Raw genomic sequence first — 20,816 nt, 5'->3', positions numbered from 1 at the left:
CGCACCTGTCACTCCGGGGCGGCGACGCTAGCTCGCCGCCGATAATGCAATCTCTAGCGCGACTTTGGTTCGATGCTCTGGAGGTAGATCTCTTCCAGAACGCGCGCGATCGATTCGATGGAAAAGTCTCGGGTGATCAGTTCATGAGCATTGTGGGCAAGCTGGGCGGCAAGCTGGGGCGACGACAGTAGCTGTCGTACTCCATCAACCAACGATTCTTGGCTCGTGTCGACGACTACTCCCGCATGTGCCGCACGAACGATGGGCGCAAGCCCATTTGAGTCGGTAATGACAACCGCGCGGGCTAGCGACATAGCCTCGAGAACCGACATCGGCACGATTTCGTTTACCGAAGGCAGGACGTAGATCGATGCCGATGACATTCTGCCAAGTGTGTCTGCTGGCGGCAAACTTCCCTCCCACACAATCGATTTGCTATGTCCAGACGCCCTGATAGCAAGGCGGACCGCGTCGCCCTCACCTTCGTCGGGGCCAACGAGGGTGAACGTTGCCTTTGCGCCGTCGTCGAGGAGAGTGCGCGCCATCTCCACGAAAGCAACCGGGCGCTTACGCTCCTGCAGACGGGCTAGGAAAAGTACTTCGGGGACACTGGGCGCTGGCATTGCTTCCGTTTGGGGAACACCATTCAGGAGCAGCGTCAGGGACGCGCCATAGTTCGAAATCGCCTCTAACGACTGGCGTTCGTCTTCGGTCAAATAGAGGACGCGAGCCGCAGCCGTAAGCGAACGTCGAACAAAGAAGTCGACAAATCGCGCGCTAACTCGAGAAGAGATGCCGATCATCCCATGGCATTGAAGGATGAACGGAGTGGGGCTAGATCGCAACGCGATTGCTGCCGGGAGCGTTATCAAGTCCCGCGCCATGTGAACGTGAACGACGTCGAAATACCGCGACGTTCTCCTTACGAAGGAAATCAACGAGGGCGCCGATATGGCCGCGAAGCGGCGTTGAGGCGTAAGAAAGTGAGCCGGAAAGAGCTTCAAGTCATGGAAGCCGTCCGCCTTTGGATGAGCTCCGGCGTATCCTCGGACCCCTGCAGCGATAGTGACCTCGTGGCCGAGCGAGGTCAGGGCGCGCGCTTGGTTCATGGCTACTCGGAGCGGGCCCCCGTAGGCGCCGTCCGGCGAGAGAAGAGTTACTACCTGAAGTATTTTCAACCGGTACCCCTCATCGTTGCATCAGCGGCGCTACGCGTGGATGGAAACCGACGCCCAACCGTAGTCAGCGCGCTGCTTGACACAACCGTGTTCGCTTCGACGATCCCGCGCACTACCGTATTTGGGCCAATCACCGCAGACCTGCCTACGTCGCTCCCGCCAAGCACAACACATCGAGACGTCAACCACACACCCTCTCTGATCCAAATCGGCTTTGTGACGAGCGCCATGTCTCTCCTGTGCGCGTGACTTCCGGTGGTTAGGAAGGTCTCCTGCGAGATAACCACGTCATACCCGACGTAGATGTGGTCTTGATTGTGGAACCAGACGCCTTCACCGATCCAGGAGCGGTCGCCGATATGCAGCTTCCACGGGAACTTGACGCGCGTCCGTGGACGGAAGATCACGCCCTGACCGATCTCTGCGCCGAATTTGCGGAGAATCCAGACCCTAAGCGCCGAGCTGATCTGCCAGGCGTTCGTCACGAAGAGCAACTCGCAGATCGCCCACAGATACACGACAGCTCGTGGGCGGTCCCAGGCTTCGCGCTCGCCTGGAGCGTCCGCCAGATTGATCACCGGAATGTCTTCGGAGTTCAGCGGCTCGTCGTGCATCACCGTATCCCCCGTACGTTGTTCAGACTTTTTATCGAATAGTCTCGCCACATGGTTTCGACTCCTCGCGTAGCAATTCTAGGGCTGAACTATCCGCCCGAGCCGACAGGCATCTCCCCGTACATGGGGTCCTTCGCGCGCGGATTGCGAAAGAGAGGGATGCCTGTGCGTGTCTATACCGCGCATCCCCACTATCCCGAATGGGAGTTTCGGGAAGGTTACGGGCAGTGGACGCGACGCGAAGACATCGATGAGGTCGCTGTTACACGCTTTCTTCACTACATGCCGAGCAAGCCGGATGGCATCCGCCGTTTGCTGTCAGAGATCACCTTCGGGCTCCGGCTCGCATTCGCTCGGTGGGGCAAGCCTGACGTTGTCGTACTCGTGTCACCAGCACTGTTCGCCACGGCGATCGCGTCGATTCGAGCCCGCCTCAGCCGCCGGCGGCCCGCCATCGTCGTGTGGGTGCAAGACATCTACAGTCTGGGAGTCACCGAAACAGGAGCCGGTGGCGGCACAGTCGCTCGAGTGATGAAGGCGGTCGAGTCGGCCACTCTGCAGGCGGCGTCTGGCGTCGTCGTCATCCACTCCCGTTTCTCGTCCTACATCACCGAGACTCTGGGGGTGGACCCCGAGCGTGTGCAGGTTGTCCGGAACTGGACGCACCTCGAGCCAGCTCCTGAACCTGACGTCCTCGCGGTTCGGCGACGCCTCGGCTGGTCATCAGACGAGACGGTCGTTCTGCACGCGGGCAACATGGGCGCGAAGCAAGGCCTCGAGAACGTGGTGAACGCTGCTCGGCTCGCCGATGAACAGAAGCTCCCACTTCGCTTTGTTCTGTTGGGCAATGGCAGCCGACGCGCAGACCTCGAGAAAAGGGGAGAGGGCGTTGAGCGGCTCCAGTTCATTGACTCGCTGAGCGACGCAGACTTTCAGGCGGCCCTCGCCTCGGCCGACATCCTCCTCGTCAACGAGAAGCCGGGTGTCTCTGAGATGGCGGTGCCGAGCAAGCTGACGTCGTATTTCAGCACGGGGCGCCCCGTGCTGGCAGCGACAGATGCGAATGGCGCGACCGCGAGCGAGGTGAACGCAGCGGATGGCGGTGTGATCGTCCAAGCTGGTGACCCGGCCGCTCTGACCGAGGCAGCGCTCACTTTGGGGAACGACCCGGAGAGATGCCGGTGGCTGGGAGAAAACGGAATCCGCTACCGCGACGAGATCCTCGGCGAGGAGGCGGCCATCGATCAGTATGCTGAGTGGTTGAGAAGCCTGGCAGAGAAGCGTGGTCGTGCTGCCGGCGCGCCCCTGCCCGACACAATAAGGGGACATGCGTGACGAAACGTGCACTGATCACAGGGATCACCGGCCAGGACGGCTCATACCTCGCCGAGCTGCTGCTCGCGAAGGGCTACGAGGTCCACGGTCTCATCCGCCGGGCATCGACCTTCAACACCTCACGCATCAACCACCTCTACGTCGACCCGCATGATCCGACGGCCAAACTCTTCCTGCACTACGGTGACCTCAGCGACGGCGCTCGCATGGTCACGTTGCTCAGCGAGATCCGTCCGGACGAGGTCTACAACCTCGCAGCGCAGTCGCACGTGCGTGTCTCGTTCGACGAGCCCGAACATACGGCAGACACCACGGGCACCGGCACCGTGCGTCTCCTTGAAGCCGTGCGGATGTCTGGCATCCACTGCCGCTTCTACCAGGCCTCGAGCTCCGAGATGTTCGGCGCCACCCCACCACCGCAGAACGAAGAGACCCCGTTCTACCCGCGATCCCCGTATGGAGCCGCAAAGGTCTACAGCTACTGGATCACCAAGAACTACCGCGAGGCCTACGACATGTTCGCGGTCAACGGCATCCTGTTCAACCACGAGTCCCCACGCCGTGGTGAAACCTTCGTGACCCGTAAGATCACCCGCGCCGTCGCGGCGATCGCCGCGGGCAAACAGGAGGTCGTCTACCTCGGTAACCTCGACTCCGTGCGTGACTGGGGTTATGCGGCCGAATATGTCGAAGGCATGTGGCGCATGCTGCAGGCAGACGAGCCTGACGACTTCGTGCTCGCCACCGGTGGCAGCTTCACCGTGCGCGACTTCGTCGAAGCGTCGTTCAGCCGCGCCGGGCTCGACTGGGAGAAGCACGTCCGGTTCGACGAGCGCTACCTGCGCCCCACCGAGGTCGACGCTCTCGTCGGCGACGCGTCGAAGGCCAAGGATGTTCTCGGCTGGGTGCCCGAGGTCGACACCGCCGAGCTGGCCCGCATCATGGTCGACGCCGACATCGAGTCACTCAAACACGACGGCACGAGCTGGATCGACGCGCCCAAGCTCACCAGCTGGGGAACGAAGTAATGCCCGCCGAGCACGTCGAGTTCACGCCAGGATCGCTGGATCGCGCTGCGACCTTCTACGTCGCCGGTCACCGTGGCCTGGTGGGTTCCGCGATCTGGCGGTTGCTCGAGAGCGAAGGTTTCACCGGCCTTGTCGGCCGCACCTCGGCCGAGCTCGATCTGAAGAACCGCCAGGCCGTGTTCGACTTCTTCGAAGAAACCAAACCCCGCTATGTCGTTCTCGCGGCGGCCAAGGTGGGCGGCATTCTCGCCAATGACACGTATCCGGTCGACTTTCTCAGCGAGAACATGCAGATCCAGGTCAACGTGCTCGACGCAGCAGTTGCCGCGGGGGTCGAACGCCTCTTGTTCCTCGGCTCGAGCTGCATCTACCCCAAGCTCGCTCCTCAGCCGATCAAAGAAGAGCACATGCTCACCGGGCACCTCGAGCCCACGAATGACGCCTACGCGATCGCCAAGATCGCCGGCATCCTGCAGGTGCAGGCGGTGCGTCGCCAGTACGGTCTGCCGTGGATCTCTGCGATGCCGACCAACCTCTACGGGCCGGGCGACAACTTCTCGCCCAAGGGCTCACACGTGCTCCCGGCGCTCATCCGCCGCTACGACGAGGCAGTGGCGTCAGGGGCAGAGACCGTCACCAACTGGGGCACCGGTTCACCGCGCCGCGAATTCTTGCACGTCGACGACATGGCATCGGCCTGCCTGCACCTGATGGAGCACTACGACGGACCGGAGCAGGTCAACGTCGGCACCGGTAGCGATGTGACCATCAAGGAGATCGCCGAGACGATCGCCCGCGTCGTCGGGTTCACGGGCGTGACTGAGTGGGACACCTCGAAGCCAGACGGCACCCCGCAGAAGCTGCTCGACGTGTCGAAGCTTGCCGATGCCGGCTGGACAGCGCAGATCGGGCTCGAAGACGGCATGCGGAGCACCGTCGAGTGGTACCGCGCGCACGCCGACACGCTGCGCGACTGAGCGCAGCGGTTTGGTGACGCCCGCCGCGCCTGATTGGATGAGGCCATGACTGCCGCTCCCTCCTCCCGTCGAGAGCGACGCGGCAATCGCAAGAAGCGTCGGACAGTGGTCTGGGTGATCGGGGGGCTGGCCCTGTTGCTGGTGCTTTGTGTTGCTTGGGTCGGCATCCGTGGGCTGATGGCGAAGAACGAGCTCGAAGCCGCCGTACCGTTGGCATCGACGCTCAAAGACCAGGTGCTCGCGCAGGAGACCAACAAGATTTCCTCGACCGCAGCATTGCTCGACGACCATGCCGGTGCCGCGGCGTCGTTGACGAGCGACCCGATCTGGCGCCTGGCCGAGTTCACGCCCTGGGCGGGCCCGAACCTCACCGCGTTCCGCGAGTTGGCCGCCGTCATCGACGATCTCTCCACCGATGCAGTCGGTCCGCTGACAGAACTCGCGACGTCCATCGAGGTGGCTGACTTCAAACCCGTCGACGGGGTCCTTGACCTCCAGCCTCTGATCGATGCCCGCCCGGTGGTCGAGCGCGCGGCAACCGCAGTCGAGTCGGCCCAGAAGTCGATGGCCGACATCGACACGAGGGCAACGATCGGCCCCGTTCGAAACGCCAGAACACAGCTCGACGACCAGCTGACTGCCATCGCCGGGCCTGTCGATGCAATTCGAACCGCAACCGTGCTCGTGCCAGACATGCTCGGAGCATCGGGTCCTCGCGATTTTCTCCTACTGTTCCAGAACCCAGCGGAGCTTCGAGCGAGCGGGGGAATCCCCGGGGCGCTCGCGCTGATGCGCACCGAATCCGGTTCCATCGACCTTCTGCAGCAAGCGGCGGCCACCGATTTTCCGCGCTACGACAGCCCGGTTCTGCCGTTGAACGATTCCACGCGGAGTCTCTACGGAGATTTCACGGGCGAGTGGATGCAGAACGTCAATCTCACCCCCCAATTTCCCGTCACGGCAGCGCTGGCTCGGGAGATGTGGAAACTGGAGTTCGGCACCGAGGTCAGCGGCGTGCTGTCGATCGATCCGGTGGCTCTGAGCTACATCCTTGAGGCCACCGGGCCGATCACACTCGCGACAGGCGATGTTCTGTCGGCCGAGAACGCGGTGACACTTCTCCTGAAGGATGCCTACCTGCGTTACAGCGAGCCGATTCAGCAGGATCTCTTCTTCGCCGCAGCGGCATCCGCGGTCTTCGACACGGTGGCGAGCGGCAATCTCGACCCGGTGAAGCTCATCGACGCACTCGCCAGATCGGGTAGTGAGCGACGCATCAACCTGTGGAGTGCCGTCGAGGCTGAGCAGGCTGAGCTGGCAGAAACCACGCTCGCCGGAGAGCTGCCCGAGAAGACCGGTGACGTGCAGCCATTCGGGGTCTATCTGAACGACGGCACCGAAGCCAAGATGGGGTACTACCTCGACGTTGCGGTAGCGGATGGCCAGGTCACCTGCAGGCAAGACGGCCGCCCCAATTATGGGGTCACGGTCACGCTGACGAACAACGCTCCGGCCGACGCAGCAGAGTCGCTGCCGGAGTATGTGACTGGATCAAGCTCCGGGGTGCCGCAGGGAAGCATCAAGACCGTGGTCAACGTGTACGGCACTCCCGAGCTCCAGAACTACGGAGTCGCCCGTGATGGCGCCGTTGTTCCGTACCGTCCGGCAATCGACTCGGGATACCAGGTCAGCCAGATCGAGGTCGAGCTGGCGCCGGGGGAGAGCACGACGCTGGAGTTCGGGTTCCTGGGGGACGCGCCGTTTGACAGCGAAGTCGTCACCGAACAGACTCCGGTAATTTACCGTCACGAAACACAGCAGCTAACGCTTAGCTGCGAATCTCCTCTATGGTGAGAACTGTGTCACCGAGACACGCCAATGTCGGATCGACAAAACCAATAGTCCTGGGGGTCTACACACATGCTCAAAAAAACTTTCGCAGCACTCGTGCTCGCGGTTCTGGCGATCTTCGCCGTTCCCGCAGCCGCTAACGCTTACGGCTCCGGCTCCGACGTCACCGTCGAAGGCCCCGTCGTCGCCGGTGGCAACGTCACCGTCGTCTTCGGACCGGGCGCATTCGCCGGCGCGCAGAACATCTCGTTCACCATCGAGGGCAACGGCAACGTCACCCTCGCCGCCTTCAAGGCAGCGACCTTCAGCACCGACAAGACCTCGGCAGCCGATGGCTCCGTGAGCGTCGATGTCGTCCTCCCCGAGAACGCTTCGGGCACCTACAACCTGACCGGCGTTGACGAGGATGGCACCATCCAGACCGCCGCCCTCACCGTCACTGCAGCTGACGGCGGAACCGACGCCGATGGCGACGGCCTCCCCGACACCGGTTCTGAGGTTCCTGTTCTCGCTCTCTGGACCGCTGGTGGAGCGCTTGCGCTCGGCGCCGCACTGATCGCCGTCATGACGATCGTTCGCCGCCAGCGCCTTTCGCAGGACTAGAAAACCGCGACCCGACATAAGCGGAAACTCTAAACGCTGAACACCGAAGAAGGTCCCAGGCTCAGGCCTGGGACCTTTTTCTGTGTCTGCCTTCCTCGCGTCGACCCCATAGTCTGGACTCACGATGAAGATCTCGGTAATCGGCTGCGGGTACCTCGGTGCCGTTCACGCGGCATCCATGGCCAAACTCGGACACGACGTCATCGGCATCGACGTCGACAAAGCGAAGATCGATGCTCTTGCCCAGGGCAAGGCCCCCTTCTTCGAGCCGGGTCTGCCCGAGCTTCTCGTTGCGGGCGTCGACGCAGGCAACCTGCGCTTCAGCACAGACATGGCGGATGTCGCCGGGAGCGCCGTTCACTTCGTCGCGGTGGGAACCCCCCAGCAGAAGAACTCCACCGGCGCCGACCTCACCTACGTCGACGGCGCCATTCACGGCCTGCTGCCGTACCTTGCCCCGGGCGAACTCGTCGTCGGCAAGTCCACCGTGCCCGTCGGCACCGCTGAGCGGCTGGTCGGGATCATTGCGCCGACCGGCGCCGAGCTGGCCTGGAACCCGGAGTTCCTGCGCGAGGGGTACGCGGTCAAAGACACGATCGCGCCAGACCGGCTGGTCTACGGCATCGAGAAGGGCCGCCGCGCGGTCGAGATCCTCAACAAGGTCTACGCCCAGGCCATCGGCAACGACACCCCACTCGTCGTCACCGACTTCGCCACCGCCGAACTCGTCAAGGTAGCCGCCAACGCTTTTCTCGCCACCAAGATCTCGTTCATCAACGCCATGGCCGAGATCGCCGAGGTCGCCGGTGCCGACGTCACCGAACTCGCGGATGCCATCGGTTACGACGACCGAATCGGCCGCAAGTTCCTGAACGCCGGCGTCGGATTCGGTGGCGGATGCCTGCCGAAAGACATCCGCGCATTCACCGCTCGTGCCGAGGAACTCGGCCGCGGTGAGTCCGTCGCCTTCCTCAAGGAGGTCGACGCCATCAACCTGCGTCGCCGCGACCGCGTGGTCGAACTCGTCGTCGATGCCCTCGGCGGCAGCGCGTACCAGAAGAAGGTCGCCGTGCTCGGCCTGGCCTTCAAGCCGCAGAGTGACGACATCCGCGACTCGCCTGCCCTTGACGTGGCCGTGCGCCTGCATGGGCTCGGGGCACATGTCATCGCGACAGACCCTGAGGCGATGGCGAACTCGGCGATCAAGCATCCGCAGCTCACCTTCGGCACCACCGCTGAGGCGCTCGACGGCGCAGACATCGTCGTGGTGGTGACCGAGTGGAAAGAGTACCGGGCGCTGGATCCGGTGGAGCTGGCATCCGTCGTCAACGACACGATCGTCGTCGACGGTCGCAACTGCCTCGACGTCGTCGCGTGGCGCGGAGCCGGCTGGCGCTACATCGGACTCGGTCGACGCTGAGGCCCGTGTGAGATGACTCTCGACAGCAGGTTCGACCCGCGGCGGAACTCGCTCAACGCGTTCCGTCTCGTCCTCGCGTCGCTCGTCGTCGTCTCTCACTCGTGGCTGCTGGGCGGGTATGGGCCGCAGCCCTCGCTCGGCGGGCTCGAACTCGGCGGCTGGGCGGTAATCGGGTTCTTCGGCCTCTCGGGGTTTCTCATCACCCGCAGTCGGCTGTCGAGGCGCCCGGCGTCATCGTTCTACTGGAACCGGGCCCTGCGAATCCTGCCCGCCTTTCTCGTCTGCATCCTGGTCGTGGCGTTCATCTTCGCGCCGATCTCGGTGCTGCTCACCGCGGATGCCTCGTATTCGCTCCCGAGCGCCCTCACCTATGTGCTGACCAACCTGCCGTTGGCGCCGCAGTTCCTGGCGCAGAAGGGCATCGAGTCGACGCTGCTCGGGCTGCCGGTCACCGGCTACTGGAACGGCCCTCTCTGGACCCTGTTCTGGGAAGCCTGCTGCTACCTTCTCGTGGGCGTGCTGGTGAGCGTGGTGCGGGAGCGGTGGCTTCGGGGCGCTGTGATCGTGCTGTTCGGTCTCGCGACGGTGCTGGTGGTGCTGACCACCGCGGGCGTGCTGCAGTTCGGAGCCCGCGTCGACGAGGTGTTCCCACTGTTCGTCGCCTTCTTCGCCGGAGCGCTGGCGTACCTGTTCCGGCGTTCGATCGACGTGAGCTGGCCGATCCTGCTCGGCTGTGTGCTGCTTCTCGTCGCGGCCGTGCTGGTCGGGTACGCGGCGGCGTTCATCGCGCTCCCGTTCGTGTTGCTGATGCTGCGGCTGGGTTCGGCGCTTTCGCTGCACCGCGTCGGTGCGCGCTACGACATCTCGTACGGCATCTACATCTACGGCTGGCCGGTGCAGCAACTGCTCGCTCTCGTCGTCTTCGGCACCGGGATGCCGGTCGGCTGGTTCGTCGTGCTCAGCCTGGCTTTCACGCTGCCGCTCGCGTTCCTCAGCTGTGCGCTCGTGGAGCGGCCGGCTCTCGCGCGCAAGCGGGGGAGCACTGCGCGCATGTTCAAGCCGGCGCCGACGAACTGAGGGTGCGGGGGCGTTTCGTCGTTGCTGACGGGTGCTGGGGCGCTTTGGGCGTCGGGTGCCTGGCCTGTTTTCGCTGCGGATGCTGCACTTGTGTGTCGATGCTGCAGTTGCAACTGCAGCATCGACACGAAAGTGCAGCACGCGTGCGCCGTCGGCCCGCTCAGCCTCATCAGGTCGATGCTCAGTCGTCGTTTCGGTTCCGGGCGCGCAGCGATCCCTCCACAGGGCATCCGTTTTGGATAGTTGTCCCCACCGGGCCTTTTAGGGGCTCCCGATGTCGGCGAATGTCAGTGGTGCGGTGTTCACTTGAGGTATGAACAGCTCCAGCGGCGACGACGCCCTGACCTCACCGACGAACGCGGATCTGACCGCGCTCTCGCAGTTGAGCGGCGACGAGTTGTTGACGCTGGCATCAGACACCGCGGCGGCCATCCGCAGGCTCGAGGGTGTGCTCACGGCCGTGAGCAATGAGGTGGCGATCCGGTCTGACCGGGCTCGGGGGTCGGCAGGCCTGGCGGCGCGGCATGGCTACGCTCGGGCGTCGCAGCTGCTCGAGCGGGTCACCGGGTTCGGGTCGCGCACGACCTCGCGGCTGGTCAGGGTCGGAGCGATGGTCGCGCAGCGTGAGTCCGAGACGGGCACGCCGCTGCCGCCCCTGTATCCCCTCGTCGGCCAGACGCTGGGTCTCGGGCTGATCGGGGTCGAGACGGCGGATGCCATCACCCACGAACTCCAGGCGGCGGCCCCGCGCGCAGAGGTCAAGCACCTCATCGCGGCAGAGGTGGCGCTGGTCGCTCAGGCTACGGGTGCGTCGAAAGAGTCGGCTGTGCCGTTGTCGGCCGATTTGATCGCCGAACAGGCCAAGCTGTGGAAGAACGCCCTCGACCAGAACGGCATCGAGCCGCGGACCGCGGCAGCGTTCGCCGAGCGCGATATGTGGATCGGCACGAGTCAGAACGGTCTCGTGCCCTTCGGAGGCAGGCTCACCGTCGATGTGGCGGCAAAGCTCAACGCACTGTTCGCGGCCATCATCAGCCCGCGAACAGCGCCCCGCTTTTTTGCGGAGCAAGAAGAAGCCGAACGTGATCTGCCCAAAGATCTGCGCACGCCGGGTCAGCAGCGCGTCGACGCGTTCGCGGCGATGATCGACTCGCTGGCTCGCTCCGCCGATGTTCCGACGGTCTCTGGAGAGGAGCCGACGGTCATCGTCTCGGTCACGTCCGAGGTTCTCACGGCACGGGAAGGCACCGGCAAGCTCGTCGGCATGAACGACCCGGTCGCGTACTCGACGATCAAGCAGATCATGTGTGATGCCGGCATCCGACCGGTCGTTCTCGACACCAAGGGTGAGATCGTGGCCCTCGGCAACAAACTGAGAACCTTCACCCGGGCACAGCGCGAGGCGATGATCGCCCGCGACGGGCCGACCTGCGGGTGGGGCGACTGCAGCATTCCGGCATCCGGGTGCGAGGGGCATCACGTTCGGGCATACGCAGACGGCGGGCCGACCGACGTCATCAACGGCGTCCTTCTCTGCTGGTTCCACCATCGGCTGATCGAACTCGGCGAGTGGGTGATCGAGATGCTCGAGGGTGTGCCGGTCTTCAGCTCGCCCGAGTGGATGGCGCGAAAACCGTACTTGGTGTAGCGGGGGAGGGCTCTGCCTGCTGGGCGGCTGGAGAATCAAAAAGAGGGTCCCGGCTCAGCCGCGGCCCTCTTTTCCTCTTCGCAGGCAGTCCTGGGGGGAATGTGTCTACGTCGAGTACGGCGGTGCTCCGGACAAGTCAACGGAAACCATCGCTCGATAAGAAAAGAGTACTCCTCACGAACTGAATAAGCACTGAATGCTGGCTGCGAAATGCCGTGAACATGCGGATGTCGCGGGTCGACGCGGCGACGTCGAGGCCAGCGCCACGTGGTCCCCAATTCAGGGGGCACTTCGCCCGCAGCAACACATCGTGAGTTATGCTCAGGTTATGAGTTTCGCCGACAGAGGAGCAGCAATGGCGCTTTCTTCGACCCACCACCGAATCGGACATGGGGACCGTTCGCGAACCGCTTCACCGGGTCGCTCGATCCGCGAGACTATCGAACACGGCACGTACACCGCGCTCCTCGCCACTGCGGGCTTCATCATCGTGAACCTGCTCAAGGTCGCCGAACGTCGCGACGAGCACGCGGAGCGTTCACGCCGCTGACCGATTCAGGAGAATGAGGCGCGATCGGCGCTGAAGTTCGATGAAATGATACTCGGCGTTCGAGCCCCACAGCGCTCGTGCCTACCGCGGTCATTCCCACAGCGGTCGTTTCCCGGAGCGGATGCCACCCCTCAACTGGTGATGTCTAGGCGAGTCCGCAGCACATAAGCTCAGTCTGACTGAGGGGGATGCGTGCGCATCGTCGGTGTTTCGCTCGTACTTGCGGCCGCGCTGCTTCTGAGCGCGTGCACCACGACGATTGCAGTTCCTGGGCCGACGGTGACCGCGACCGCAACTGCTGCTCCGCTCGAACCCCGCGGCTCTGACACAGCCATCGACGCGTTGGATGCGTATGCGCTCTGCGCCGCCCGCATCCATCATCCGCCTCTCCAGGGGCGCTATACCGCCACAATCACGCCTTTCGGGGGTGCGACGATCGAACGCACAGACGAATACGGTTGGTACGTGCTGTTCAAGCGCACCGATACCTCGCCCGATGCAGCTGACGGTGGCCTGGGAACTGAGGCCTGGGGTCGTTGTGCTCTCGACGGCACCCTCGCAGACGTCACCTGGTTCGCTGGAGGCTATTGTTCCGGCCCGAAGCCAGACGATGACCTGTCAGATCTCTCGGCGATCGAGCTTTTCACGGCTACAGACCCGCGCGCTCCGGCGTGCCCGACGGAGGAGTGACCCGTGAAGGTTGCAACGGCCATCGCACTTGCGGTCGCCTGCGGCATCCTCCTCGTCGGATGCACCACGCAGGAAGTCCCAGGGCCAGAGACGACGGTGACGGTGACGGCCCAGCCGACCGTGCCGCCGCGAGTACCGACGGATCCGCTCACCGACTTCGACGCCTTTGCGCTGTGCGCCGCCCGAACGCTGCAACCCAGCCCCTTCGGTGACGAACCGGTCGAGAGGGTGTACAACCTCGACCAGGTCTACCTGCGCGACGACGGACGATGGTGGGTGGTCATCGACGAATTCGATCCGAACCCGAATCCGCACGGACATTTCAATCCCGATGGTGCGTCCTGGTCGTACTGTCTCCTCGACGGAACGATCGGAGAGGTGGAGTTCCCGCACTTCGGTTCGAGCATTTTCAAGCCGGGCGACGACCCCAACTATCAGGAGTTCATCGACTGGGGCTGATCGTCGAGGACCCCCAAGGTGCGACGATAGGGGATGCGCATTTTCCGTGACCCCGCCGGCATCCGATGATCGCGCGATTCGAAGAACTGGCCTGGCAGGAGACTCCGCTGGGCGATGTCAGCCTGCGCCGTCGCCACGACCCTGCGCTCGACGTCGACATCTACGAGGTCAAGCTCGGCGACGAGTTCCTCATGTCGAGCCTGTTCCCGGTCGCTGAGATCGAGCTCGCCCATCTCGGCCTCGCCGCCGTCGCGGGCGACGACCTCACCGTCGTCGTCGGTGGCCTCGGACTCGGTTACACCGCCGAAGCCGTTCTCACTCACGCACGCGTCGCCGCGATGACCGTCGTCGACGCGTTGGATGCCGTCATCGACTGGCACAAACGCGAGCTCCTCCCGGTCTCGACGCCGATTGTGACGGATGCCCGCACCCGCCTCGTCCACGACGACTTCTTCGCGTTGATGCGCCGCGAACCGGCATCCGATTCGCTGTTCGACGCGATCCTCGTCGACATCGACCACTCGCCGCGCCACCTGCTCAACGACAACTCTGCCGGCTTCTACACGGTGCAGGGCATCCGCGAGGCTGCTGCGCATCTCAAGCCAGGTGGGGCCTTCGCACTCTGGTCGGACGATCCGCCCGACGACGCGTACACGGCGGTTCTCGGCGAGGTCTTCGGAACGGTCGACGCCCACGTGGTGTCGTTTGCCAACCCGTTGACCGGCGGGCAGTCCGCGAACACCGTCTACGTGGCATCCGACGCCCGCGGCTAGAGGCTCGCCTGGCCGGTGTCACCCCGTCGTCGTAAGCTGAGATCGACAAGCGAGGAGATCTCTGTGGCGACGACGACCGTGACCCAGGCCATCGTTCCTGAGGTGATGGCTGAGCTGGCTGCCCTCGAAGATCCCAAGATTCGCGCGGTCAACGAACGCCACGGAGACGACCACGGCGTCAACCTCACCAAGCTGCGCGGGGTGGCCAAGAACCTCAAGATCCAGCACGAGCTCGCCCGCGATCTGTGGCAGACCGGCGACACCGCTGCCCGGCTCGTTGCGCTGCTGATCAGCCGCCCCAAGCTCTACTCCGCGGCGGAACTCGACACCATGCTCCGCGAAGCCCGCGTGCCGAAGGTGCACGACTGGCTCGTCAACTACATCGTCAAGAAGAACCCGCATGTCGAAGAGTTGCGTGTGACATGGTTCGCGGATGCCGACCCGGTCGTCGCGAGCGCTGGCTGGGCGCTGACCAGCGACCGCGTCGGCAAGGCACCAGACGGCCTCGACCTGCCCGCCCTTCTTGATCTCATCGAAGCCGAGATGAAGGATGCTCCCGTCCGCCTGCAGTGGGCGATGAATGAGTGTCTCGCCGCCATCGGCATCCATCACCCCGACCTGAGGGCTCGTGCGCTCAGCATCGGGGAGCGACTCGAGGTGCTCAAGGACTACCCGACGCCGCCCGGCTGCACCTCTCCGTTTGCGCCGATCTGGATCAACGAGATCGTTCGCCGGCAAACGCTGGAGTAATCCACCGGGCCCGACTGAGGATCGATCAAGACTGCAGTTGTGGTTCGAGAACACCTCGTTTTTGCGCCTCTACTGCATTCTCGATCGCTCATCAGAGCTCAGAGCTCAGGGCTCACCAGCGCCGCGGCCTTGGCGCGCAGCACGGCGCGCTCGCGCTCGTTGGCGGTGAGCCCGGCTGCGGTCAGCAGTTCGGACCGCGCCTCATCGGTGCGCCCCAGCTGGGCGAGCAGCTCACCACGCACGCTCGGCAGCAGGTGCGAGCCGCGCAGGGCGCCGTCTGAGGTCAACCGGTCGACGATGCGGAGCGCGTTCGCCGGGCCGGTTGCCATCGACACCGCGACGGCCCGGTTGAGTTCCACGATCGGACTCGGGGCCAGCCGGCCGAGCGCCTCGTAGAGCAGCACGATGCGTTCCCAGTCAGTGGCATCGACGCTCGACGCGATCGCATGGCACTGGGCGATGGCCGCCTGCAGACCGTAGCTTGCTCGTCCGCGACCGACAGCATCCGCCCTCTCGAGGGCCGCAGTTCCGCGTGCGATCTGAGTGCGATCCCAGCGCGACCGGTCCTGGTCGGCGAGCAGGACCGGCGCTCCGTCTGCGGTGGTGCGCGCCGCGAAACGCGACGCCTGGAACTCCATGAGGGCGACGAGGGCGTGTGCCTCGGGTTCGCGGGGAAGCAGGCCGGCGAGCACCCGGCCGAGGCGAAGGGCTTCATGCGCGAGATCGGTTCGGATCCATCGCTCACCGGATGTCGCGGCGTAGCCCTCGGTGAAAAGCAGGTAGACGACGCCGAGCACAGCGCTGAGGCGCGGACCCCACTCATTCGGTTCGGGTGTCTCGAACGGAACGCGGGCCGCCGAGAGCGTCTTCTTCGCGCGGACGATCCGTTGCTGCGCCGTCGCGACCGGCACGAGCAGCAGCCGGGCGATCTCGTCGCTGGTGAGCCCGGCGACCGTTCGCAAGGTGAGCGCGACCTGCGCCTCGCGCGAGAGCACGGGGTGGCACGCCGTGAAGACCAGCCGGAGCACGTCGTCGTCGATGGGCTGCCAGTCGGCATCCGTCGTCTGTGCGAGGTCGTTGGCCATCGCACGATAACGATCGTCGAGCCGTTCGCGCCGGCGCCAGCCGTCGATGGCCTTGCGCTTGGCGACGGCCGTGAGCCAGGCGCCCGCATTGCGCGGGACGCCCGACTCTGGCCACTGCTGCAGTGCGTCGAGAACCGCCTCCTGGGCGAGGTCTTCAGCGAGGCCGAGGTCGCCCGTCATCTTGGCGAGTGTCGCAACGATGCGTGCACTCTCGATGCGCCAGACGGCGTCGACCGTGCGACGGATGTCGGGCGGCTGGGACACGGGCCTACTTCGCCTGCCTGGCCTGCTGCTCGTCGCGCCAGCCCTCTTCTTTCTGCAGGAACTCGTTGTCGGCGAAGTCTGCGAAGTCGCTCATGTCGGTGACACGACGCACCTCGAGTTTGCTGCCTGGGCCGAGCGGGCAACGGGTCGCCCACTGCACGGCTTCTTCCTTGCTCGCGACCTCGAGGATCCAGAAACCGTTGAACAGCTCGTGGACTTCTCCGTACGGGCCGTCGGTCACGATCGGTGTCTCCGACGCGAAGTCGACGACGAACGCTTCGGCGAGGTCGTCGGCGAGTCCTTCGCCGGCGAGCAGCACGCCCGCCTTCATGAGCTCCTCGTTGTATGCGCCCATCGCGTTGATGATCTGCTCGAAGTCGACGTTCTCGTAGGCTGCCTTCGCCTCGGCGGTCGAGCGCATGATCAGCATGAACTTCATGGTGTTCTCCTTGTTTTCGAGGCCGCTGTGTGCGTCCTTCTACTCATGCGTCGAACGGGAGATCGCCGAATCGACATCACTCCGGAAAATACCGGAAAAAAGTTCGGCGGGCCATCCGGTCGTCGTTCGGCGTCCGGCATCCGGCATTCGGCGTCGTGCGTGCGTCTTGCGGCGTGCGGCGTGCGTCGTCGTCGGCGTGCGGCGTGCGTCGCGGCACTCATCCGTCGCGCCTGTCGGGTTCGATGCTGGACATTGGGCATTTGCGACGGATGAATACGTGCGGTGGCCGACCCCGTCAACTCATCCGTCGGTTGTGTCGGTTTGCGCGCCAGGAAATCCGCGGAGGCGACGGATGAGTCGAGGTGCACAGAACGGATGCCGCCCTTCCGTCGCGTGGGTCGGCATCCGGATCCCGGAACCCGCAGAAGCGACGACGGAGGTGACGGATGAATCCGTGCGGTGGCCGACACTGTCAACTCATCCGTCGGTCGTGTCGGTTCTCGTGCCAGGAAATCCGCGGAGGCGACGGATGAGTCGAGGTGCACAGAACGGATGCCGCCCATCCGTCGGTTGTGTCGGTTTGCGTGCCAGGAAATCCGCGGAGGCGACGGATGAGTCGAGGTGCACAGAACGGATGCCGCCCATCCGTCGGTTGTGTCGGCATCCGGGACCAGAACCCGACGGAGGCGGCGGACGAACCGAAACCGAAACCGAAACCGAAACCGAACGAACGACCGAACGAACGAACGACCGAACGAACGACCGAACGACCGAAACCGAACGAACGAACGAACGAACGAACGAAACGAACCTACGCAGACGCCCGCAACTGCGGAATGAGCTCAGACACGAGTCGTGCGGTGTCTTCCCAGTCGTCGACGGCCTCGCACCGCACTCCGAGTGCCTTCACCGGGTAGTCGTTGCCGTTCTCGTCGAGCCGGTCGCCGATGAAGAGCATGTCATCGAGCGGGATGCCGGTGAGCTCGGCCAGCTTCTTCATGCCGTAGGCCTTGTCGATGCCCTTGCGGGTGATGTCGACAGACGTCGACCCGCCTGAACGCACCTCGAGATCCGGGATGTCGCCCGCGACAGCCTCCCGCAGGGTGTTCTTCTTCTCTCCGGTCGGGTCCCACTCCTGCTTCACCGGCACCGGCGCCGACTGCCCGAGCGCCGAGAACGTGATCTGCGATCCGCGGTCCTCGAGGATCGGACCCCAGGTCTCTGACTCCCAGAACCCGAGCTCCTTCGCCCGCGCTTCGATGGCGGCGAGGGCACGCGACTTCTCGTCCTCCGTCAGGTTCTCGGCGTAGATCTGTGCCCACTCGTCGTTCTCGAAGCGGAAGTACTGCGTTCCACACGTCGGCATCAGGTGCAGGCGCTCGAGGTGCGCCGCACCCGCTTTCGGGAGGTTGTCGATCGCCTGCATCTTGAACTGCGCGAACTGTCCACCCGAGATGATGCAGACCGGCACGACGTCGAGCAGGTCGGCGAGGATCTGCGACATTCGCGGGTCCATCGGTGACTTCGACGGGGCAAGGGTGTCATCGAGGTCGAATGCGACCAGTCGGGTGTGAGGCATACGTCCATTCTTGCAAGCATTCGCCGTGCGAATGTCGACGGTCAGCGGCAGGGAGCCGACGGGGTCGGAGAACAGCACCCCGAATATGCAAAACTGGGGGCGCGCCGAATCCCGACACGGCGTGTAGCGGAGCGACAATGCCAGACTTTTCCATCCTGACCGTGTGCTCGGGTAACATCTGCCGCTCGCCCCTGGCCGAGCAGCTTCTGCGCGCCGGGCTCTCCGATGTCGCCGATGTACGCGTCTCGAGCGCAGGAACCATCGGCATGATCGGATCCCCGATGGACCCTCAGTCCGCCGAACTCGCCGCTCGGTTCGGCGTGACGGATGCCGCCGGTCACGTCGCGCGCGAACTCAACGCCCAGCACGTGGCGGATGCCCAACTCGTGTTCGCGATGTCGCGCGAACACCGCAGGTCGGTCGTTGAATTCGAGCCGCGAGCCGCGCGTCGCACGTTCACTCTCCGCGAGTTCGCCCGGATCGCTGCCGAGATCACAGACGAGGACCTGGCGCCTGCAGCGGAACTCCCGCTCGAGGATGCCGCCGGTCGCCTGTCTGCAACCGTGACGGTGGTCGCCGCCATGCGTGGGATGGTCGGGCCTGCTCACACCCCGGACGATGACGACATCATCGACCCGTACCGCCGCACCGCCGACATCTACGAGCGAACGGGCGCTGAGCTGCGACCCGCGGTCGACGCGGCACTCGTCCTGTTCCGACGCGCACTCACGCTCACCCGGTAGAACGCCGCGAAGCAGCGGCAAGCAGCAGTGAGCAGCGGCCGGCAGCGCCGCGAAGACGCACGCCGCGAACCCACCGCGACCCGCGGCATCCGCTCACGGGGTCTGGGTAGGCACCCGCCGCGCACGCACCCGATGCTGCGCCTGCGCGCGCCGATGCCGGGTGACGTCGGCACGGCCTGCGAGCAGCAGGGCGACCACCCCGATCACCGTGCCGACGACGGCTCCGATCGTGTTGGCGTAGACGTCGTCGATCGTGGCGAACCGGCCAGCCAGAAACAGGTGCTGCCCCATCTCGATGGCGACGGATGCCGCGATCCCACCCAGGATGCTCAGCCACCACCACTGCACCCCGAGAAGCACCACAAGCAGCAGGCCGGCCGGAATGAAGAGAAGCACATTCGCGAACGACTCGATCACGTCATAGGTGATGAAGCCGAGGCCACGGTCGGCGAGCCAGGAGAGAAGTCGGCTGAGGAAACCGGAGGCGGGACGGTCGACCGGTGTCGGCCAGAACGCGATCAGCAGCAGCGCGACGGCGTAGAGAATCGCGGCCGTGGTGGTGGTCCGACGGAGTCGGGTGGTGATCGTCATGCGGTCTCCGATGCATCGGGGGCTGGATGATCCGCGATGACCGTGTGAGTCGAGTGTAAACCCGGGCAGCGCACCCGTGCGTGGGTGATCGTGCGCTGGGCGATGACGACGTTCAGGTGTTGATGATGCCCGGGTCCGGCGCCGGGGGCGAGCCGGGAATGAGCCCGAGCGATGCGACGCGAAAGTCGTCGTCGTCGCGCACCTGCGCATAGCAATACCACGACGGCCCGTCCGGGCCGACGAGCTCGAACCGGGCGTCGAAGCCGGTGGCGAAGGGGGCATCGCGCGCCACCACGATGCTGCAGCTGCGGTCGGCGGTGTTGGTGGCCGTCGATGTCGTCACGAGGATGCTGGGCAGCACCAGTCCGAGAATCCCCAGCACGATGAGATACCGCGCGGGGCGCAGCATCCGTCGAGAGGCGAGGGGTCGACCGTCGCCCGGCTCATAGCCGTCGAGTTCGGGAGAGGATTCGGTCACGATGCCATTGTTCCACGCTGCGCTGATGGTTGATCGTGTCGCGCCACCATGGGCCGCCGAAATGAGCATCGCTGGCCCGGCAGCATCGGCAGGCGGGGCGGCCGTCGAAGCTGTACTCACGAGCCAGCGATGGTCTGTGGGGGCTGGTCAGGCCATCTCCGCGAGCTCGCTCGGGGTGAATGAGTCGAGCGAGGGCTTGGCGAGCATCGGGCCTGCCTGCCCTGTTCGCATCCCGTTCGTCAACTCGCGCAGTTCGTCGACCAGCGGGAGGTCGAGGAGCTCGCTGTCGAGGTCGGACGACTCGGATACCGACACCAGTTCGCTGGTCGGGCCGAGGAGAAAGTTCGCTCGACCTGTTGTGCCATCGGGGTGACGCACCGGGATGGTGACAGCTGCCGAGATGCGGTGCGCTGACAGGAAGCGTGCATACCCGACGAAAGCTCGAGCGATGAGGTCGCCGGTAAGAAAAGAGGTTCCGGCGTAATGAATGCGTTCCATGAGATGCCCCCTGGCAGTCAGTCGTTGCGGTAACGAGGATCGCCCAGGGTCTGGGGGAGAACTTCACTGGGCCCACGCTGCGGACCGTGAAGGTGACGTCCCGCTGAGTGGTGGAATTTCTCGACACCGTGCGGGTCAGTGCTTCTAGCTTATGCGGCGGCGAGTTCTGGGAGGATCACCGCCTCG

22 protein-coding genes are annotated in these 20,816 nt (G+C 64.6%); 14 read left to right on the top strand and 8 right to left on the bottom strand.

Going from position 1 to position 20,816, the window contains the following annotated elements; genetic code table 11:
- Positions 1-53: 53 nt before the first annotated feature.
- Both IWX78_RS00110 and IWX78_RS00105 read right to left on the bottom strand, forming a co-directional pair.
- Positions 54-1,178 carry a glycosyltransferase gene (locus tag IWX78_RS00110; protein WP_196831379.1) on the bottom strand — a complete coding sequence of 375 codons (1,125 nt, stop codon included), beginning with the start codon at positions 1,176-1,178 and terminating at the stop codon, positions 54-56.
- Complete coding sequence (locus tag IWX78_RS00105; RefSeq protein WP_196831378.1) at positions 1,175-1,792, bottom strand: acetyltransferase; 618 nt, start codon at positions 1,790-1,792, stop codon at positions 1,175-1,177. The genes IWX78_RS00110 and IWX78_RS00105 overlap by 4 nt, the downstream gene beginning before the upstream one ends.
- A 51-nt stretch (positions 1,793-1,843) precedes the next feature.
- Between IWX78_RS00105 and IWX78_RS00100 the strand changes: the two genes are divergently transcribed.
- The 13 genes from IWX78_RS00100 to IWX78_RS00040 all read left to right on the top strand — a co-directional run bounded on the left by IWX78_RS00100 (position 1,844) and on the right by IWX78_RS00040 (position 14,953).
- Positions 1,844-3,127 (top strand): glycosyltransferase, encoded by a 1,284-nt coding sequence (locus tag IWX78_RS00100; RefSeq protein ID WP_196831377.1) that lies wholly within the window; start codon positions 1,844-1,846, stop codon positions 3,125-3,127.
- On the top strand, positions 3,124-4,155 hold the full coding sequence (gene gmd, locus IWX78_RS00095) for a GDP-mannose 4,6-dehydratase (RefSeq protein WP_196831376.1): 1,032 nt from the start codon (positions 3,124-3,126) through the stop codon (positions 4,153-4,155). The genes IWX78_RS00100 and gmd overlap by 4 nt, the downstream gene beginning before the upstream one ends.
- Complete coding sequence (locus IWX78_RS00090; protein WP_196831375.1) at positions 4,155-5,132, top strand: GDP-L-fucose synthase family protein; 978 nt, start codon at positions 4,155-4,157, stop codon at positions 5,130-5,132. The genes gmd and IWX78_RS00090 overlap by 1 nt, the downstream gene beginning before the upstream one ends.
- A gap of 45 nt (positions 5,133-5,177) precedes the next feature.
- Entirely contained in the window at positions 5,178-6,986 is a 1,809-nt protein-coding gene (locus IWX78_RS00085) for a DUF4012 domain-containing protein (RefSeq protein WP_196831374.1), read from the top strand.
- Positions 6,987-7,052: 66 nt separating this feature from the next.
- Complete coding sequence (locus tag IWX78_RS00080; RefSeq protein WP_196831373.1) at positions 7,053-7,586, top strand: sortase; 534 nt, start codon at positions 7,053-7,055, stop codon at positions 7,584-7,586.
- A gap of 124 nt (positions 7,587-7,710) precedes the next feature.
- Positions 7,711-9,006 (top strand): UDP-glucose dehydrogenase family protein, encoded by a 1,296-nt coding sequence (locus tag IWX78_RS00075; protein ID WP_196831372.1) that lies wholly within the window; start codon positions 7,711-7,713, stop codon positions 9,004-9,006.
- Positions 9,007-9,018: 12 nt separating this feature from the next.
- Positions 9,019-10,083, top strand: a complete 1,065-nt coding sequence (locus IWX78_RS00070) for an acyltransferase family protein (protein ID WP_196831371.1) — start codon at positions 9,019-9,021, stop codon at positions 10,081-10,083.
- A gap of 313 nt (positions 10,084-10,396) precedes the next feature.
- The gene (locus IWX78_RS00065; RefSeq protein WP_196831370.1) at positions 10,397-11,731 is read left to right on the top strand and encodes an HNH endonuclease signature motif containing protein; all 1,335 of its coding nucleotides are present in this window, start codon (positions 10,397-10,399) and stop codon (positions 11,729-11,731) included.
- A gap of 355 nt (positions 11,732-12,086) precedes the next feature.
- Positions 12,087-12,281 carry a hypothetical protein gene (locus IWX78_RS00060; RefSeq protein WP_196831369.1) on the top strand — a complete coding sequence of 65 codons (195 nt, stop codon included), beginning with the start codon at positions 12,087-12,089 and terminating at the stop codon, positions 12,279-12,281.
- Between the two features lie 192 nt (positions 12,282-12,473).
- Entirely contained in the window at positions 12,474-12,971 is a 498-nt protein-coding gene (locus IWX78_RS00055) for a hypothetical protein (protein ID WP_196831368.1), read from the top strand.
- Between the two features lie 3 nt (positions 12,972-12,974).
- Complete coding sequence (locus IWX78_RS00050) at positions 12,975-13,430, top strand: hypothetical protein (RefSeq protein WP_196831367.1); 456 nt, start codon at positions 12,975-12,977, stop codon at positions 13,428-13,430.
- 65 nt (positions 13,431-13,495) lie between these two features.
- Positions 13,496-14,203: a spermidine synthase gene (locus IWX78_RS00045; protein ID WP_196831366.1), complete on the top strand. Its 708-nt coding sequence runs from the start codon at positions 13,496-13,498 to the stop codon at positions 14,201-14,203.
- A gap of 63 nt (positions 14,204-14,266) precedes the next feature.
- Positions 14,267-14,953: a DNA alkylation repair protein gene (locus tag IWX78_RS00040; protein WP_442929195.1), complete on the top strand. Its 687-nt coding sequence runs from the start codon at positions 14,267-14,269 to the stop codon at positions 14,951-14,953.
- A gap of 98 nt (positions 14,954-15,051) precedes the next feature.
- On the opposite strand, the gene IWX78_RS00035 is transcribed toward IWX78_RS00040, so the two are convergent.
- From IWX78_RS00035 to IWX78_RS00025, 3 genes are all read right to left on the bottom strand, one after another.
- The gene (locus tag IWX78_RS00035) at positions 15,052-16,302 is read right to left on the bottom strand and encodes an RNA polymerase sigma factor (protein ID WP_334684462.1); all 1,251 of its coding nucleotides are present in this window, start codon (positions 16,300-16,302) and stop codon (positions 15,052-15,054) included.
- Between the two features lie 4 nt (positions 16,303-16,306).
- Entirely contained in the window at positions 16,307-16,741 is a 435-nt protein-coding gene (locus IWX78_RS00030) for a YciI family protein (RefSeq protein WP_196831365.1), read from the bottom strand.
- An 811-nt stretch (positions 16,742-17,552) separates the two neighbouring features.
- Entirely contained in the window at positions 17,553-18,320 is a 768-nt protein-coding gene (locus IWX78_RS00025) for an HAD-IIB family hydrolase (protein ID WP_196831364.1), read from the bottom strand.
- A gap of 137 nt (positions 18,321-18,457) precedes the next feature.
- Between IWX78_RS00025 and IWX78_RS00020 the strand changes: the two genes are divergently transcribed.
- The gene (locus tag IWX78_RS00020) at positions 18,458-19,063 is read left to right on the top strand and encodes an arsenate reductase/protein-tyrosine-phosphatase family protein (protein ID WP_196831363.1); all 606 of its coding nucleotides are present in this window, start codon (positions 18,458-18,460) and stop codon (positions 19,061-19,063) included.
- A 93-nt stretch (positions 19,064-19,156) separates the two neighbouring features.
- Here IWX78_RS00020 and IWX78_RS00015 read toward each other — a convergent pair whose 3' ends face one another.
- The 3 genes from IWX78_RS00015 to IWX78_RS00005 form a co-directional block, all read right to left on the bottom strand.
- Complete coding sequence (locus IWX78_RS00015; RefSeq protein ID WP_196831362.1) at positions 19,157-19,654, bottom strand: VanZ family protein; 498 nt, start codon at positions 19,652-19,654, stop codon at positions 19,157-19,159.
- Between the two features lie 112 nt (positions 19,655-19,766).
- Positions 19,767-20,132 carry a hypothetical protein gene (locus IWX78_RS00010; protein ID WP_196831361.1) on the bottom strand — a complete coding sequence of 122 codons (366 nt, stop codon included), beginning with the start codon at positions 20,130-20,132 and terminating at the stop codon, positions 19,767-19,769.
- Positions 20,133-20,279: 147 nt separating this feature from the next.
- Positions 20,280-20,630: a hypothetical protein gene (locus tag IWX78_RS00005; RefSeq protein WP_196831360.1), complete on the bottom strand. Its 351-nt coding sequence runs from the start codon at positions 20,628-20,630 to the stop codon at positions 20,280-20,282.
- Positions 20,631-20,816: the final 186 nt, after the last annotated feature.

Source organism: Mycetocola sp. CAN_C7 (assembly GCF_015752285.1).
In the GTDB taxonomy this organism is placed as follows: domain Bacteria; phylum Actinomycetota; class Actinomycetes; order Actinomycetales; family Microbacteriaceae; genus Mycetocola_A.
The sequence above is the reverse complement of the archived record's forward strand: the minus strand, read 5'-3'. Positions and strand labels throughout refer to the sequence as shown.